This window comes from Streptomyces sp. NPDC006012, assembly GCF_042871185.1.
In the GTDB taxonomy this organism is placed as follows: domain Bacteria; phylum Actinomycetota; class Actinomycetes; order Streptomycetales; family Streptomycetaceae; genus Streptomyces.
This window is the reverse complement of record NZ_JBIAIE010000005.1, coordinates 299,736-316,427: the sequence shown is the minus strand read 5'-3', so window position 1 is coordinate 316,427 and position 16,692 is coordinate 299,736. Positions and strand designations below refer to the sequence as shown.

Annotated in this window: 15 protein-coding genes; 2 read left to right on the top strand and 13 right to left on the bottom strand. The window is 69.9% G+C overall.

Annotated elements, in window-relative coordinates; translation table 11 throughout:
- Positions 1-74: 74 nt before the first annotated feature.
- The 3 genes from ACFYPJ_RS12900 to ACFYPJ_RS12890 all read right to left on the bottom strand — a co-directional run bounded on the left by ACFYPJ_RS12900 (position 75) and on the right by ACFYPJ_RS12890 (position 3,296).
- Positions 75-734 carry a vitamin K epoxide reductase family protein gene (locus ACFYPJ_RS12900; protein WP_389014770.1) on the bottom strand — a complete coding sequence of 220 codons (660 nt, stop codon included), beginning with the start codon at positions 732-734 and terminating at the stop codon, positions 75-77.
- A gap of 576 nt (positions 735-1,310) precedes the next feature.
- Complete coding sequence (gene hisS, locus ACFYPJ_RS12895) at positions 1,311-2,573, bottom strand: histidine--tRNA ligase (RefSeq protein WP_389014767.1); 1,263 nt, start codon at positions 2,571-2,573, stop codon at positions 1,311-1,313.
- A gap of 12 nt (positions 2,574-2,585) precedes the next feature.
- Positions 2,586-3,296, bottom strand: coding sequence for an MBL fold metallo-hydrolase (locus ACFYPJ_RS12890; RefSeq protein ID WP_389014764.1), 711 nt, complete (start codon positions 3,294-3,296; stop codon positions 2,586-2,588).
- A gap of 169 nt (positions 3,297-3,465) precedes the next feature.
- Here ACFYPJ_RS12890 and ACFYPJ_RS12885 point away from each other — a divergent pair, with 169 nt between their 5' ends.
- Positions 3,466-4,290 (top strand): peptidylprolyl isomerase, encoded by an 825-nt coding sequence (locus tag ACFYPJ_RS12885; protein ID WP_389014761.1) that lies wholly within the window; start codon positions 3,466-3,468, stop codon positions 4,288-4,290.
- Positions 4,291-4,434: 144 nt separating this feature from the next.
- Positions 4,435-5,664: a DUF349 domain-containing protein gene (locus ACFYPJ_RS12880; protein ID WP_389014757.1), complete on the top strand. Its 1,230-nt coding sequence runs from the start codon at positions 4,435-4,437 to the stop codon at positions 5,662-5,664.
- 181 nt (positions 5,665-5,845) lie between these two features.
- On the opposite strand, the gene ACFYPJ_RS12875 is transcribed toward ACFYPJ_RS12880, so the two are convergent.
- The 10 genes from ACFYPJ_RS12875 to pdxT form a co-directional block, all read right to left on the bottom strand.
- On the bottom strand, positions 5,846-8,359 hold the full coding sequence (locus ACFYPJ_RS12875; protein WP_389014754.1) for a RelA/SpoT family protein: 2,514 nt from the start codon (positions 8,357-8,359) through the stop codon (positions 5,846-5,848).
- 240 nt (positions 8,360-8,599) lie between these two features.
- Complete coding sequence (locus tag ACFYPJ_RS12870) at positions 8,600-9,139, bottom strand: adenine phosphoribosyltransferase (RefSeq protein ID WP_389014751.1); 540 nt, start codon at positions 9,137-9,139, stop codon at positions 8,600-8,602.
- Positions 9,136-10,242 carry a protein translocase subunit SecF gene (gene secF, locus ACFYPJ_RS12865; protein WP_389014749.1) on the bottom strand — a complete coding sequence of 369 codons (1,107 nt, stop codon included), beginning with the start codon at positions 10,240-10,242 and terminating at the stop codon, positions 9,136-9,138. Before secF ends, ACFYPJ_RS12870 begins: the two co-directional genes overlap by 4 nt.
- 3 nt (positions 10,243-10,245) lie before the next feature.
- Positions 10,246-12,003 carry a protein translocase subunit SecD gene (gene secD / locus ACFYPJ_RS12860; protein WP_389014746.1) on the bottom strand — a complete coding sequence of 586 codons (1,758 nt, stop codon included), beginning with the start codon at positions 12,001-12,003 and terminating at the stop codon, positions 10,246-10,248.
- Positions 12,004-12,133: 130 nt separating this feature from the next.
- Entirely contained in the window at positions 12,134-12,685 is a 552-nt protein-coding gene (yajC, locus tag ACFYPJ_RS12855) for a preprotein translocase subunit YajC (protein WP_389014744.1), read from the bottom strand.
- A gap of 165 nt (positions 12,686-12,850) precedes the next feature.
- Complete coding sequence (gene ruvB, locus ACFYPJ_RS12850) at positions 12,851-13,945, bottom strand: Holliday junction branch migration DNA helicase RuvB (RefSeq protein ID WP_389014741.1); 1,095 nt, start codon at positions 13,943-13,945, stop codon at positions 12,851-12,853.
- Positions 13,946-13,975: 30 nt separating this feature from the next.
- Positions 13,976-14,581 carry a Holliday junction branch migration protein RuvA gene (ruvA, locus tag ACFYPJ_RS12845; protein WP_376525095.1) on the bottom strand — a complete coding sequence of 202 codons (606 nt, stop codon included), beginning with the start codon at positions 14,579-14,581 and terminating at the stop codon, positions 13,976-13,978.
- The gene (gene ruvC / locus ACFYPJ_RS12840) at positions 14,578-15,129 is read right to left on the bottom strand and encodes a crossover junction endodeoxyribonuclease RuvC (protein ID WP_389014738.1); all 552 of its coding nucleotides are present in this window, start codon (positions 15,127-15,129) and stop codon (positions 14,578-14,580) included. Before ruvC ends, ruvA begins: the two co-directional genes overlap by 4 nt.
- Before the next feature lie 155 nt (positions 15,130-15,284).
- Positions 15,285-16,037 (bottom strand): YebC/PmpR family DNA-binding transcriptional regulator, encoded by a 753-nt coding sequence (locus tag ACFYPJ_RS12835; protein ID WP_389014735.1) that lies wholly within the window; start codon positions 16,035-16,037, stop codon positions 15,285-15,287.
- Between the two features lie 49 nt (positions 16,038-16,086).
- On the bottom strand, positions 16,087-16,692 hold the full coding sequence (gene pdxT / locus ACFYPJ_RS12830) for a pyridoxal 5'-phosphate synthase glutaminase subunit PdxT (RefSeq protein WP_389014732.1): 606 nt from the start codon (positions 16,690-16,692) through the stop codon (positions 16,087-16,089).

Below are 16,692 nucleotides of genomic sequence, written 5' to 3'. Positions count from 1 at the left end.
ACCCTAGTTCACGGCACTGACAACGCGGCCGGGCCCTGTCGCCGGTCCGGCCGGCGCAGGGACTCGTACCGGGCTCAGCTGGTCCAGAAGTCCCACCAGCGGGTCAGGATCAGCATGCCGATGATGCCGACGTGCAGCACCGGCACCACCCAGGTGAACTCCCCGAAGAAGCCCTTCAGCCAGCCCGGCGCGGGCAGGAAGCCCTTGCGGATGTTGAACGACGTCACGTACCAGAACATGACGATCGTGGCGACCCAGGCCAGGGAGCACCACAGGCACAGCGCGTTGATCCGGTACAGGGACTGGAACTGCAGCCAGGTGCAGAAGCCGACGCCGAAGAGGGTGCCGAAGTTGAAGGTCAGCCAGTACCAGCGGGGGAACCGGGCCCGGGCGAGCAGGCTCATGCCGACGCAGATGACGATGCCGTAGCAGACCAGGCCGAGCATCGGGTTCGGGAAGCCGAAGGCGGCGGCCTGCTTGCTCTCCATGACGCTGCCGCACGAGACGACCGGGTTGAGGCTGCACCCGGGGGTGAAGGTCTTGCCCTCGACCTTCGCCTCCAGCAGTTTGAACTTGTCGATCGTGATGACCCAGGCGGCGAGCAGGCCGGCCGCGCCGGTGATCACCAGCAGCAGGGCGAAGGCACGGCTGCCGCCCTCCGTCCGCGCGCCGAGGGCAGGCTCGGAGTCGGGCCCGGGCTCCGTGGAGGCGTCCTTGACTGTCGTCTTGCTCATCACGCCGATTCCGTCTGCTTGAGAGTGGGACCTGCTTCGGGCACGGGCCATTGTGCCGCACCAGGGGCCTGAACATCCTCCGGTGGCCGCAAGTAACCGTTCTGAGAAGGTACGCACGATCGTCCGGAAGCGTTCGGTTCCGGCCGACGCGCACCGCCATGGCAGCACGGGCGGGCGCATTCCCGGTGGACGGGCGGGGGACGCGTACGGGGCCGCGCGCACGGCACGCCAATCGCCTGGCCGGACGAGACGACGGCGCCGGGTTGACGCCCCGGCGGAAGGGGTGTCAGGCGCCGTTCCTTCGTCGGCGGCCCGCGGCCCGCGCCGTGGCGGGTCGGCCGGGCGGTTCCCCACCTGTGCGGGCGGCGGCGCCCCACTGCTGGGGCGTGTTCCGAAACTCCCGCCGGGGCCGCGACGCTCCCCCCCAGCCTGCCGACTGGGAGGTGCCCCCAGGCACCGCACCTCGTCGCGTCGCCGGAGTCCTCCACGTACGCCCGGTACGAGGACGATCCTCCGCCTTGCGATGCACGGCACCAGACGCCGCGGCCTGATCCGACGCTGCGTTCGAACCACGCCCTAGCCGAGGCGCGACTCCAGTTCGGCCACGATCTCGTTCACGCCGATCGAGGTCTGCTCGCCGGAGTCCATGTCCTTGAGCTGGACGACGCCGTCGGCGAGGTCCCGCTCGCCGGCCACGATCGTGTAGCGGGCGCCGCTGCGGTTGGCGTTCTTCATGGCGCCCTTCAGGCCCCGGTCGCCGTAGGAGAAGTCCGCCGCGATGCCCACCTTGCGCAACTCGGTGACCTTGGCGAACAGCACACGCTTCGCTTCCGCCCCGAGCGGGACCGCGAACACGCTGACCGGCGACGGCAGGTCGAGGTCGACGCCCTCCGCCTCCAGGGCCAGCACCGTACGGTCGACACCGAGCGCCCAGCCGACCGACGGGAGCGCCGGGCCGCCGATCATCTCCGACAGGCCGTCGTAGCGTCCGCCGCCGCCGACCGCGGACTGCGAGCCGAGGCCGCCGTGCACGAACTCGAAGGTCGTCCGCGTGTAGTAGTCCAGGCCGCGCACCAGCTTCGGGTCGTCCTCGAAGGCCACGCCTGCCGCCGTGATCAGCTCACGGACCTCCTCGTGGTACGCCTTGCAGGCGTCGCACAGGTAGTCCCGCAGCAGCGGCACACCCGTCAACTGCTTCTGCACGGATTCGCGCTTGTCGTCGAGCACCCGCAGCGGATTGATCTCGATGCGCCGGTGGGTGTCCTCGTCCAGGTCGAGGGCGCGCAGGAACTCCTGGAGCGCCGTCCGGTAGACCGGCCGGCACTCCTTGTCGCCGAGGCTGTTCAGCAGGATGTGGAAGTTGCGCAGCCCCAGTGAGCGGTACGCCTGATCCGCCAGGATGATCAGCTCGGCGTCCAGCGCGGGGTCCTCGGCGCCGATCGCCTCGGCGCCGACCTGTGAGAAGTGGCGGTAACGGCCCTTCTGCGGACGCTCGTAGCGGTAGTACGAGCCGGAGTACCAGAGCTTGACGGGGAGGTTGCCCGCCTTGTGCAGGTTGGCCTCCAGAGCCGCGCGCAGCACGGAGGCGGTGCCCTCTGGACGCAGGGCGAGTCTGTCGCCGCCCTTGGTCTCGAAGGCGTACATCTCCTTCGTCACGATGTCGGTGGACTCGCCGACGCCGCGCGCGAAGAGTTCCACGTTCTCGAAGCCGGGCGTCTCGATGTAGCCGTAACCGGAATTGCGCAGCGGCGCGGCGATCGCCTCACGGACGGCCAGGTACTTGGCGCTCTCCGGGGGGATCAGGTCGTACGTGCCCTTGGGGGCGTTGAAGGTGCTCACGGAAAATTCTCGTCACAATCCTCGTCGGGGAGCGCCCTCGTCCGCTCCCGGGCCGGCGGCCACCTGCCGCAGATAGGGGTTGGTGGCGCGTTCACGGCCGATGGTCGTGTGCTCCTGGTGGCCCGGAAGCACCACGGTGGAGTCGTCGAGCGGCAGGACCACGCGGGCCAGCGATTCGAGCATGTCCGCCATGGAGCCACCGGGCAGATCGGTACGTCCGATGGAGCCGGCGAACAGCAGGTCGCCCGAGAACAGGACCGGCGGGATCTCCGCCGACTCGGGCAGACCGAAGGTCACCGACCCCTTGGTATGGCCCGGCGCGTGCGTCACGGTCAGCTCCAGACCGGCCAGTTCCAGCCTGGCCCCGTCCGTCAGCTCCTTGACGTCGCCCGGCTCCCCCACCGTCAGCTCGCCCATGAGCGGCATCCCGATGGCGCGGCCGATGGCCTTCTCCGGGTCGCTCATCATGTACCGGTCCTCGGGGTGGATCCAGGCGGGCACGTCGTGCGCGCCGCACACCGGGACGACCGAGGCGACATGGTCGATGTGGCCGTGCGTCAGGACGACGGCAACGGGCTTGAGCCGATGCTTTCCGAGCGCTTCCTCGACTCCTTCGGCGGCCTGATGACCGGGGTCGATGATCACGCACTCCTCGCCGGCGGCGGGGGCGACGAGATAACAGTTCGTCCCCCAGGCCCCGGCGGGGAACCCGGCAATGAGCACGATCGTCCTTCGTTGTGTTGATTACGGGGCGGCTTCAGCTGTCGTCAGAGCCTACCGGCGCTGCCGATCCCTCAGCTAACCCATATACGGTACGGGGCTAAACGCGGCGGTCGGCTCACAGAACCCACGCGTACCGGTCGGCACACGACACGCATGAGGAGAGAACCCGGTGGTCAGCCAGGAGCAGCGGCGGCGTCAGCTCGCCCGGGAGAAGTTCTTGCGGCAGCAGCAGCGGCGTACGTCCGCGCGACGCAAAGCACGTATGCGCAACTCCGTGATCGCGTCGGTACTCGGCGTGATCGTCATTGGCAGCGTCGCGCTGTACACGACCGGAGTGTTCAAGAAGGACGACAAGGCCAACGCCAGTGCCGAGGTGACGCCCAGCCCCTCGGCCCCCACCCCCAGCAAGGGCCCCGATCCGTGCGAGAAGCCCGCCAAGGGGTCGGTGGAAAAACTCAGCTGGAAGAAGGAACCGGCAGTGACGGTCGACAAGTCGGCCGATTACACGATGAAGCTGGACACGACCTGCGGCGAGATCGGCATCGGGCTGAAGACCGCGGCGGCTCCGCACACCGTGAACTCGTTCAACTTCCTCGCCGGCAAGGGCTTCTTCGACCACACCAAGTGCCACCGGCTCACCACGAACGGGATCTACGTGCTGCAGTGCGGCGACCCGACGGGCACCGGCAGCGGCGGTCCCGGCTACACCATCCCGGACGAGAATCTGAAGGACAACAGCCTGAAGAACAGCGTCTACCCGGCGGGCACGGTCGCGATGGCGAACACCGGCCAGCCGCACACCGGCGGCAGCCAGTTCTTCCTCGTGTACAAGGACAGTCAGTTGCCGCCCAGTTACACACCGTTCGGGACGATCGACCAGGCGGGCATGAAGGTGCTCAAGAAGATCGCCGACGCGGGCGAGAGCACGGGTGCCGGTGACGGTGCCCCGAACGCGACGGTCGTGATCAACAAGGCGACGGTCACCAAGTCCTGACGACCATGACGGTCGGCCGTGGAATTTCGGTCGCGCGGGATGCGGACAGGCAACCCGCCGGTCGCCTATGTTGGCCGTGACGAAACTGTGGACGATGCCCGGGGGTGTACGAGCCCTGCGCAGGCATCATGTGGAGGAGGCGCTGTGAGCAGCGACCCGTGGGGCCGCGTCGACGAGACGGGGACCGTGTACGTGCGTACGGCCGACGGCGAGCAGGTCGTCGGTTCCTGGCAGGCCGGCTCCCCCGAGGAGGCACTGGCCTACTTCGAGCGCAAGTACGAGGGCCTGGTCGTCGAAATCGGCCTCCTCGAAAAGCGAGTGCAGACCACCGACCTGTCGGCGAAGGACGCCCAGACCGCGATCGGTCATCTCCGCGAGCAGTTGGACGCGCATCACGCGGTGGGTGACCTGGACTCGCTGCGCGGTCGGCTGGACAAGCTCGTGGCGACCGTCGAGGCCCGCCGCGAGGAGCGCAAGGTACAGCGGGCCAAGCAGTCCGACGAGGCCCGCAAGGCCAAGGAAGACCTGGTGGTCGAGGCCGAGCAGCTGGCGCAGTCCGACCAGTGGCGGTCCGCCGGTGAGCGGCTGCGTGCCCTGGTGGACACCTGGAAGGGTCTGCCGCGGCTCGACCGCAAGTCGGACGACGAGCTGTGGCACCGCTTCTCGCACGCCCGGTCGGCGTTCTCCAAGCGCCGCAAGGCGCACTTCGCGCAGCTGGACGCGCAGCGCGAGGACGCCCGCAAGGCCAAGGAGCGGCTGGTCGCCGAGGCCGAGTCGCTCTCCGGCTCGACGGACTGGGGTCCGACGGCGGCCCGCTACCGCGAGCTGATGACGGAGTGGAAGTCCGCGGGCCGCGCCCAGCGGGAGCACGAGGACGACCTGTGGAACCGCTTCCGCGGTGCGCAGGACGTCTTCTTCGCCGCCCGCAGTTCGGTGTTCGCCGAGCGGGACGCCGAGCAGTCGGAGAACCTGAAGCTCAAGGAGGAGCTGGCCGAGGAGGCGGAGAAGATCCTGCCGATCACCGACCTCAAGGCCGCCCGGGCCGCCTTCCGTTCGATCAACGAGCGCTGGGAGGCCATCGGCCATGTGCCGCGCGACGCGCGTCCCCGGGTCGAGGGCCGGATGCACACGGTCGACCGGGCGATCCAGGAGGCCGAGGAGTCCGAGTGGCGCCGGACCAACCCGGAGGCACGCGCGCGTGCCGAGGGGCTGACCGGCCAGCTCCAGGCCGCCGTGGACAAGTTGCGGGGCCAGATCGAGCAGGCTCGGGCCCAGGGCAACACGTCCAAGGCCGAGAAGCTGGAACGGGAGCTGGAGGGCCGTCAGGCACTCCTCGACCAGGCATTGAAGGGTCTGCAGGAGTTCGGCGGCTGATTTCCGGCCGGACCGCTCCGCCTGCCGCCCGCGAGAGGGCCCTGTACGCCGTGTACAGGGCCCTCTCGCCGTTGCGGACCCCTGGCCGGCCCTTTTGGGCCGCCGGGCCGCCCGAGCCGGTGTACGGGCGCTGTACGGGCCCTCGCGCGGGCCACCGGGTCTCACCGGCTGCCGGAGCCGATCACCTGCTGCGGGCCGAGGTCACCCGGTACACGTCGTACACGCCCTCCACGCCCCGGACCGCCTTCAGGACGTGCCCCAGGTGCTTCGGGTCGCCCATCTCGAAGGTGAACCGGGAGGTGGCGACGCGGTCACGCGAGGTCTGGACGGCCGCGGAGAGGATGTTCACGTGCTGGTCGGACAGGACGCGGGTGACGTCCGACAGGAGCCGGGAGCGGTCCAGTGCCTCGACCTGGATGGCGACGAGGAAGACCGAGGACTGGGTGGGCGCCCACTCGACCTCCAGGATCCGCTCGGGTTCCCGGGACAGCGATTCCACGTTGACGCAGTCGCTGCGGTGCACCGAGACGCCGTTGCCGCGCGTGACGAAGCCGATGATCGGGTCACCGGGCACCGGCGTGCAGCAGCGGGCCAGCTTGACCCACACGTCCTCGACGCCCTTGACGACCACGCCCGGGTCGGCGCTGGAGCGGCGGCTCCGGCCCCGGCCGTGCGAGGGCGGCACGCTCTCGTCGATCTCCTCGGTGGCCGCCTCCTCGCCGCCGAGCGCCTGCACCAGCTTCTGCACGACGTTCTGCGCGGAGACATGTCCCTCGCCGATCGCTGCGTACAGCGCGGAGATGTCCGGGTAGCGCATCTCGTGCGCGAGCGTGACGAGCGAGTCGCCGGTGAGGATCCGCTGGATCGGCAGGTTCTGCTTGCGCATCGCGCGGACGATGGCATCCTTGCCCTGCTCGATCGCCTCGTCGCGGCGCTCCTTGGAGAACCAGGCCCGGATCTTGTTGCGGGCGCGCGGTGACTTGACGAAGCCGAGCCAGTCCCGGGAGGGGCCGGCGCCGGGTGCCTTGGAGGTGAAGACCTCCACCAGGTCGCCGTTGTCCAGGGTGGATTCGAGCGGTACGAGGCGGCCGTTGACCCGGGCTCCTATGGTGCGGTGGCCGACCTCGGTGTGCACCGCGTAGGCGAAGTCGACCGGGGTGGCACCGGCGGGCAGCGCGATGACATCGCCCTTGGGCGTGAAGACGAAGACCTCGTTGCGGGACAGGTCGAAGCGCAGCGACTCCAGGAACTCCCCGGGGTCCTCGGTCTCCTTCTGCCAGTCCAGCAACTGCCGCAGCCACGCCATGTCGTTGATGGCGGCGGCTTCCTTCCCGGCCTTGCCCGCGGGCTTGGGCACGTCGGTCCGGACCTTGGAGGCGCCGGCGACAGCCTCCTGCTTGTACTTCCAGTGCGCGGCGATGCCGTACTCGGCGCGGCGGTGCATGTCGAAGGTGCGGATCTGCAGTTCGACGGGTTTGCCGTTGGGACCGATCACCGTCGTGTGCAGCGACTGGTACATGTTGAACTTGGGCATCGCGATGTAGTCCTTGAAGCGCCCCGGAACCGGGTTCCAGCGCGCGTGGACGGTGCCCAGCGCCGCGTAGCAGTCGCGGACGGTGTCCACCAGGACGCGGATGCCCACCAGGTCGTAGATCTCCGCGAAGTCACGGCCGCGGACGATCATCTTCTGGTAGACGCTGTAGTAGTGCTTCGGCCGGCCGGTGACGGTCGCCTTGATGCGGGCGGCCCGCAGGTCGGCCTGGACCTCGTCGGTCACTATGGCCAGGTACTCGTCACGTTTCGGTGCCCGCTCGGCCACCAGCCGGACGATCTCGTCGTACATCTTCGGGTAGAGGATCGCGAAGGCGAGGTCCTCCAGCTCCCACTTGATGGTGTTCATGCCCAGCCGGTGGGCGAGCGGCGCGTAGATCTCCAGGGTCTCGCGCGCCTTCTTCTCCTGCTTCTCCCGCTTGAGGTAGCGCATCGTGCGCATGTTGTGCAGCCGGTCGGCGAGCTTGATGACCAGGACGCGCGGGTCCTTGGCCATGGCGACGACCATCTTGCGCACGGTCTCGGCCTGCGCGGCCTCACCGAACTTGACCTTGTCCAGCTTGGTGACGCCGTCGACGAGCAGGGCGACGACGTCGCCGAAGTCGCGGCGCAGGTCGTCGAGGCCGTACTCGGTGTCCTCGACGGTGTCGTGCAGCAGCCCGGCCATCAGGGTGGCCGGGTCCATGCCCAGCTCGGCGAGGATGGTGGTGACCGCGAGCGGGTGGGTGATGTACGGGTCGCCGCTCTTGCGCTTCTGGCCGCGGTGCCAGCGCTCGGCGACCTGGTAGGCGCGCTCGATCTGGCGCAGGGTGGCGTTCTCGATCTTGGGGTCGTTGCTGCGCACTATCCGCAGCAGCGGCTCCAGGACCGGGTTGTACGGGTTCGCGCGCTGGACGCCGAGCCTGGCGAGGCGGGCCCGGACGCGGTTCGAGGAGCCGGAGCGCGCCGACTGGCCGGTCGCGGAGCGGACCGCGGGCGGGACGGGCTTGGGGCGCACGGGTTCGGCCGAGCGCTCGACGGGCGCGGACTGGGCGTGCTCGATCTGCCCGCGGGTGTCCTTCTTGGTGGGCGGCGCGGGCTTGGCCGCGGGCGCCGAGGCGGACTCGGGCTTCGCGGCGGTCAGTGGCTGGGCCTCGTCTGGCAAGAGGACTCCTCGTGCGCTCTCTCCGGCACCCCGGTCAGGCTCCGAATAACCCATGGTATCGATCCTGGGCTCCGTCATCGCCTCCAGCCCGGTGTGCGGACCGTCCACAGCCCAACGCGAGAGGCGGGCGCCGGATTCCTCCGGGCCCGCCTCAACGGTGTACTACAGGTGTTTCAGGGGTGTCACGCGCTGCTCGCGCGGGTGGCGCGCACGTGGTCGCGCGGTCCTGCCCGGGACGGCTCAGAGCTGGAGCAGCGCCTGAAGCGGTGCCCCGCGCAGGGCCTGCTCCAGTCGGCTCCGGCCGTCCAGGAAACCCAGCTCCATCAGCACCGCGACACCCGCCACCTCGGCACCCGCGCGGTGGATGAGCCGGATCGCGGCCTCCGCGGTGCCGCCCGTGGCGAGGACGTCGTCGACGACCAGGACGCGGTCGGCCGGGGTCAGGTCCTCGGCGTGCACCTCGATCTCGGCCGAGCCGTACTCCAGGTCGTACGCCTGACGGAGGGTGGCTCCGGGGAGCTTGCCCGCCTTCCGGACCGGGATGAAGCCGAGGCCGGCGCGGACGGCGACCGGGGCGCCCAGGATGAATCCCCGGGCCTCCAGGCCGACGACCTTGGTGGCGCCGGTGGTCCCGGCGAGGTCGGCCAGCGCGTCGGTGAGCGCCGTGAACGCCGCCGGGTCCGCCAGGAGCGGCGTGATGTCCTTGAACGTCACGCCCTGCTCCGGATAGTCGGGGACATCGCGGATGCGGCTGAGCAGCAGCTCCTGGATGCCGGTCATCGGCGCTTCCCCGAGGGGCGGCCGCGGCCCCGGTTGCGGGACGCGGGCTGGTTGCGCAGGCCCACGCCCGCGGGGGTGGCGTCCTCGGGTTCGTCAGCGGGATCGGGGCGGCTCGCCGCCGTCTCCTCCTCGGTGGAGGACTGGGCCCGCTTGGCCATGACCCGCTTCCTGAGGGCCTTCATCTGCGGCTCGCGTTCCTTGAGGTCGGCGACGAGCGGCGTGGCGATGAAGATCGAGGAGTACGCACCGGCCGCGAGGCCGACGAACAGCGACAGCGAGATGTCGTTGAGCGTGCCGGCGCCGAGGAAGCCGCCGCCGATGAACAGCAGGCCCGCCACCGGCAGCAGCGCGACCACCGTGGTGTTGACGGAGCGGACCAGGGTGCCGTTGATCGACTGGTTGGCGATGTCCCGGTAGGTGAAGCGGGTCTGCTTCGTGATGTCCTTCGTCTGCTCCTTGAGGCTGTCGAAGACGACGACGGTGTCGTACAGCGAGTAACCGAGGATGGTCAGCAGACCGATGATCGTGCCGGGCGTGACCTCGAAACCGACCAGGGCGTAGATGCCGGTGGTGATGGTGATGTCGTGGATCAGCGCGACGAGCGCGGCGATGGCCATCCGCCATTCGAAGGCGATCGCCAGATAGATCACGACGAGCACCATGAAGATCGCCAGGCCCTCCCAGGCCTTGTTGGCGATCGTCTCGCCCCAGCTGGGACCGACCAGGTCGGCGTTGATGGACTCCGCGTCGACCTTGAAGTCCTTCGCGAGGACGGTCTTGACCTGGTCGGACTTCTGGGTGTCCATGCCCGCGATCTGGATGCGCAGACCGCCGGAGCCGAGCTTCTGCACGACCGCGTCGTGGCCCGCGGCGTTCTGCGCGAACTCTTCCGCCTGTGTCACGGAGACGCTGGTCTTCGGGGTGGTGAAGACCGCACCGCCCTGGAAGTCGATGCCCATGTTCAGGCCGCGCACCGCCAGGCCGACGATGGCGGTGATGGTGATCAGGATGGAGACGCCGTACCAGATCTTGCGCTTGCCGACGAAGTCGTAGCTGATCTCGCCGCGGTGGAGTCGGGCGCCGAGGTTGCCGAGTTTCGACATCGCTCACGCTTCCTTCGGGTCGACAGGGCCGGCGGCAGGTCCGGCGGGACGGCGGGTGCGGCGCAGCGGCGGTTTGGCGCCCAGACTCTTCGGGTCGAGCCCGGACCACTTGTGGCCCTGTGCGAAGAACTTCCGGCGGGCGAGCAGCGTCATCAGCGGCTTGGTGAAGAAGAAGACCACGACGACGTCGAGCACGGTCGTCAGACCGAGCGTGAACGCGAAGCCCTGGACCTTGCCGACGGTCACGATGAACAGCACGGCGGCGGCGAGGAACGACACGAAGTCGGAGACCAGGATGGTGCGCCGGGCACGGGGCCAGCCGCGTTCGACGGCCGGACGCAGCGAGCGGCCTTCGCGGATCTCGTCCCGGACGCGTTCGAAGAACACGATGAACGAGTCCGCCGTGATACCGATCGCCACGATGGCGCCGCAGACCGCGGGCAGGTTCAGTGCGAAGCCGATCGTCGGGCCGAGCAGCGACATGATCACGTAGGTGAGGACCGCGGAGACCAGCAGCGAGGCCATCGCCACGAGCGACAGGCCCCGGTAGTAGGCCACCAGGTAGATGACGACCAGGGCGAGGCCGATGGCGCCTGCGAGCAGACCCGCGTGCAGCTGCTCACCGCCGAGCGCGGCGGTCACCGTGGTGACGCTCTCTTCCTTGAAGGAGAGCGGGAGCGCACCGTACGACAGCATGTTGGAGAGGCTCTGCGCCTCCTCCTGGGTGAACTTGCCCGAGATCTGCGCCTGGCCGCCGGCGATGGACTGGCTGACGTACGGGCTGGAGACGACCTCGCCGTCGAGGACGATGCCGAACTGGTTCTGCGGGCTCGGGTTCTTGGCGAGCTTGCCGGTGATGTCGGCGAACTTCTTGGAGCCGCTGGAGTTGAAGTTCATCTGGACCTGCCAGCCGGCCGCGGTCTGCGTGTCGAAGACCGCCTGCGCCTTCTTGACCTCGGTGCCGTCGACGGCGGCCGGGCCGAGCAGGTACTTGTACCAGGCGCCGTCGATCTTGCCGCAGCCCACGGTCGTGTCGCCGGGCTTGGCCGTCTTTCCGACGGTGGCCCGGTCCGTCGCCTTGGAGCAGTCCAGCTCGGCGTACTGGGCCTCCACCTTGCCGGAGGCGCCGGAGCCTGCGGTGTCCGTGGCACTCGGGCTCGGGGCGCCGGAGGCGCCCGACGACGCGGACGGTGAGGCGTCGGCCTTCAGGCCGTCGGTCACGGCCCGGCCCTGGGAGGTCGCGGAGGCCGTCGGCGACTTCGGGGAGGACGCCTTCTGGTCGGACGACGCGCTGCTCGACGGCGACGGCGAGGCGCTGCCACTGGGAGATGCGCTCGGCGACGCGCTCGGCGCGGCGGAGCTGGCCTGGCTCTGCAGGACCGGGCGGAAGTACAGCTTTGCGGTGGTGCCGACCTGTTGGCGGGCCTCTTCGGAGTTGGTGCCCTTGGGGATGTTGACGATGATGTTGTTCGTCCCCTGGGTCTGCACCTCCGCCTCGGAGACACCCAGGCCGTTGACACGGCGGTTCATGATCTCGACCGCGGTGTCCATGTTGGCCTTGTTGATCGCGGACCCCTGGTCGGCCTTCGCCTGGAGCGTGATGCTCGTACCACCGGCGAGGTCGATGCCGAGACGCGGGGTGGTGTGCCCGGAGAGGAACATTCCACCGGTGAGCGCCACGATGGCGATCAGGATGAGGGCCAGCGAGCGCCCCGGCTTGCTCTGGGCGCTCGCGCTCCGGCCCTTCTTAGGTGCTGCCACCTTCTTGTACTCCCTCTCGGGCCGTCCCGCGCCGGGTCAGCGCGGCTGCGGCCATGACGTGGTTCGGGACCCCTGCGAGAAGCACACGTCGAGGGGTGCCCGAGCCGGAACCGCGCACCCCTGGACGTTACTACTTCGCGTCGGAGCCGCCGTCTGTCTTCTTCGACTCGTCGTCCGCCTTCGGAGCGTCGTCCGCCGCCGCGCTGTCGGCGGGCTCCTCGGCCGCGGCCTCCTTGCCGGAGCCGGCGGGGGCGGCGTCGGCGGGCTCCTCGGCGACGTCCTTCTTGCCGAGGTCGATGGCCTTGTCGGCGGCCGGGGCGGCATCGGCGGGCTCGTCGGTCTCGGTGAGGGAGGAGGCATCGTCCGGGACGATGTCGAGGTCCGACTTCAGGTCGTGCTCGATGCCGTGCACGATGCGGTTGTACTCGTCGTCGGTGAGGACGGCACCGATGGCGTTCTTCGCGAAGAGGAGATCGACGCCCGGGCCCGCGTCAAGGAGGACGGTTTCCTCGTTGACCTCCTTGACCGTCGCGTAGATGCCCCCGATCGTGCGGACACCGGAACCGGGCTGCATCTGGTTCCGCATGTCACTGGCCTGCTGCTGCTTCTTCTTGGCCGAGCGTGTCATCAGGAACATGGCCGCGATGAGCACGATGAACGGGAGAAGGGTCAAGGTATTCACGGGTCGGGATTTCCTTCGCACGACCGCGACGGGCTGCGGCCTGGTGGCTGGGGGTGTGGACGCGCCGCTTGTTGGGCGGCATCGGCGGAGTCTAAGCGAGTCCGCGCGCATGGAACAACGCTCAGCATGGCACCTGGGTTCCTGTCCCGGCCACTGCGCCCGCGGTCACGTCCCGAACAAGTCCGGTTGTCCGTTTCCCGCAGCCGCCGCGCGGGGCGGGGTGAGGCCGAGATGCGCCCATGCCGCGGGCGTGGCGATCCGCCCGCGTGGCGTACGGGCCAGCAGTCCCTCGCGGACCAGGAAGGGCTCGGCGACCTCCTCGACCGTCTCGCGCTCCTCCCCCACCGCGACGGCGAGGGTCGACAGGCCGACCGGACCGCCGCCGAACAGCTTCAGCAGGGCATTCAGGACGGCGCGGTCGAGCCGGTCGAGGCCGCGCTCGTCCACCTCGTAGACGGCGAGGGCCGCACCCGCGATGTCGCGCGTGATGAGCCCGTCGGCCTTGACCTGCGCATAGTCCCGGACGCGGCGCAGCAGGCGGTTGGCGATCCGGGGCGTGCCGCGGGAGCGGCCGGCGATCTCGGCGGCGCCCGCGGACTCGATCCCGACGTCGAGCAGCTGGGCCGAACGGTGCACGACGCGCTCCAGTTCGGCGGGCTCGTAGAACTCCATGTGGGCCGTGAAGCCGAAACGGTCGCGCAGCGGGGGCGGCAGCAGGCCCGCGCGGGTAGTGGCGCCGACCAGGGTGAACGGGGGCAGTTCGAGCGGGATGGCGGTGGCGCCGGGGCCCTTGCCGACGATGACGTCGACCCGGAAGTCCTCCATCGCCATGTAGAGCATCTCCTCGGCGGGCCGGGACATCCGGTGGATCTCGTCGAGGAAGAGGACCTCGCCCTCCTGGAGCGAGGAAAGGATCGCCGCGAGGTCGCCCGCGTGCTGGATGGCGGGGCCGCTGGTGATGCGGATCGGGGCGCCCATCTCGGCCGCGATGATCATCGACAGGGTGGTCTTGCCCAGGCCGGGGGCGCCGGAGAGCAGCACGTGGTCGGCGGTGGCGCCCCGCGCGCGTGCGGCCCGCAGGACGAGGTCGAGCTGTTCACGGACCTTCTCCTGGCCGATGAACTCACCGAGGTCCTTGGGGCGCAGGGCGGCCTCGACGGCCTGGTCCTCGCCGTCGGCGGCGGAGCCCACCAGCCGGTCCGCCAAGGGGGCGACGGGCTGCTCGGGTGCGGAGCCGCCGGTCGTGTCGTCCCAGTTCACTGAGGTCTCCTAGCTGGGTGGCCCAAGTGGTCAGCGGGCACGGTTGAGGGTCTGGAGGGCGGCCTTCAGCAGCTGACCGACCTGCGGGGCGCCGCCGGCCGCCTCGGCCTGCGGGGTCACCGCGGCGACCGCTTCGTCGGCCTCACGGGTGGCGTATCCGAGGCCGATCAGGGCTGCGTGCAGCTGGTCGCGCCAGCCCTGGGTGACCGGCGCACCGACGGCGGGGGCGCCGATCGGCTCGCCGAGCCGGTCCTTCAGTTCGAGCAGCAGTTTCTGGGCGCCCTTCTTGCCGATGCCGGGGACGGCGACGAGCGCCTTCTCGTCCCCGGTGGAGACCGCCCGGCGCAGCGCGTCGGGGGCGTGCACGGCCAGCATGGCCTGGGCGAGACGCGGGCCGACGCCGCTGGCGGTCTGCAGCAGCTCGAAGACCTGGCGTTCGTCGTCGTCCACGAAGCCGTACAGGGTCAGCGAGTCCTCGCGGACCACCAGGGAGGTGGCGAGCTTGGCGGGCCGGCCCACTCGGAGCGTGGAGAGCGTGTTCGGCGTGCACTGGACGGCCATGCCGACACCGCCCACCTCGACCACCGCGGTGTCGGGAGCGAGTGCGGCGACCGTGCCGCTCACGAAGGCGATCATTCCGTACGGCCTTTCGGTGCTGCGGGCGGTGTTCTGGCTGCGTGCAGGGCCACCGCCTGCTGGAGTCGGTTCTGCGCGGGGGCACGCCAGATGTGGCAGATGGCCAGGGCCAGGGCGTCGGCGGCGTCCGCGGGCTTCGGTGGCGCGGCCAGCCGCAGCAGCCGGGTGACCATGGCACCGACCTGGGCCTTGTCGGCGCGGCCGGTGCCGGTGACGGCCGCCTTGACCTCGCTGGGGGTGTGCAGGGCGACGGGGATGCCCCGGCGGGCCGCACAGAGCATGGCGACGGCGCTGGCCTGGGCGGTGCCCATCACCGTGCGCACGTTGTGCTGGCTGAAGACGCGCTCCACCGCCACGTACTCGGGACGGTGTTCGTCGAGCCAGGCCTCGATGCCCTGCTCCACGGCGACCAGCCGGTGGGCCGGTTCGGCGTCCGCGGGGGTGCGGACGACACCCACGCCGAGCATCGTGAGCGGACGCCCGGCGACGCCCTCGACCACCCCGACGCCGCAGCGGGTCAGCCCCGGGTCCACCCCCAGCACACGCACGCGCCCGTCCCTTCGCTCTCCCCGGCTCTGCCGGCCGGTCCCCCAGTTCGTGCAGGCTATCGGGTGCCACTGACAACGCCGGGCAAAGGGACGGGCCGACGGGTGTGTCCCGTCGGCCCGTACGCCCGTGCAGCCCTGCGGATGTGGTCGCGGCGTTACGCGTCGACCTTCTCCATGACCTCGTCGCTGACGTCGAAGTTGGCGAAGACGTTCTGCACGTCGTCGCTGTCCTCCAGTGCGTCGATCAGCTTGAAGATCTTCTTGGCGCCCTCCTCGTCCAGTTCGACCTGCATGGTCGGGACGAAGTTGGCCTCGGCGGAGTCGTAGTCGATCCCGGCGTCCTGGAGGGCGGTGCGGACTCCGACCAGGTCGGTGGCCTCGCTGAGCACCTCGAAGGACTCACCGAGGTCGTTGACCTCCTCGGCACCCGCGTCCAGGACGGCGCCGAGGACGTCGTCCTCGCTCAGCCCGCTCTTGGGGACGATCACGACGCCCTTGCGGTTGAAGAGGTACGACACCGAGCCCGGGTCGGCCATCGAGCCGCCGTTGCGGGTCATGGCGACCCGGACGTCGGAGGCGGCGCGGTTGCGGTTGTCGGTGAGGCATTCGATGAGCACCGCGACACCGTTGGGGCCGTAGCCCTCGTACATGATCGTCTCGTAGTCGGCGCCGCCGGCCTCCAGGCCCGCGCCGCGCTTGACGGCGGAGTCGATGTTCTTGTTCGGGACCGACTGCTTCTTCGCCTTCTGGACGGCGTCGTAGAGCGTCGGGTTGCCCTCCGGGTCGGCGCCGCCCATCCGCGCCGCTACCTCGATGTTCTTGATGAGCTTCGCGAAGAGCTTGCCGCGCTTGGCGTCGATCACGGCCTTCTTGTGCTTCGTCGTGGCCCATTTAGAGTGGCCGGACATCTGCCTGTCTCCTTCGCGTAACCCGTCTCTGCAGCGAACGCCAGCGATCCTACAAGGACTCAGCCGTGCGTTTCGCGCGCACCATGTCGACGAACAGGGCGTGCACCCGGTGGTCGCCGGTCAGTTCCGGGTGGAACGAGGTGGCGAGCGCGTTGCCCTGGCGGACCGCGACGATGTGGCCGGCGTGCTCGGCGAGCACCTCGGCCGCCGCCCCGACCGACTCGACCCAGGGGGCGCGGATGAAGACGCCCTCTACAGGATCGCCCGCGATCCCGGTGACGTCGACCGCCGCCTCGAAGGACTCGTTCTGCCGCCCGAAGGCGTTACGGCGCACGATCATGTCGATCCCGCCGACGGTCTCCTGGCCCGAGCGCGGGTCGAGGATCTTGTCGGCCAGCATGATCATGCCCGCGCAGGTGCCGTACACGGGCAGGCCGGCACGCACGCGCGCGCGGAGCGGGTCCATGAGGCCGAAGAGGACGGCCAGTTTGGAGATGGTGGTCGACTCGCCGCCGGGGATGACGAGTCCGTCCACCTCGGCGAGTTCGTCGGGGCGCCGCACCGGCCTGGCCACGGCATCGGCCGCGGCCAGGGCGACGAGGTGCTCCCGTACGTCGCCCTGGAGGGCCAGGACACCGATCACAGGAGTGCTCAT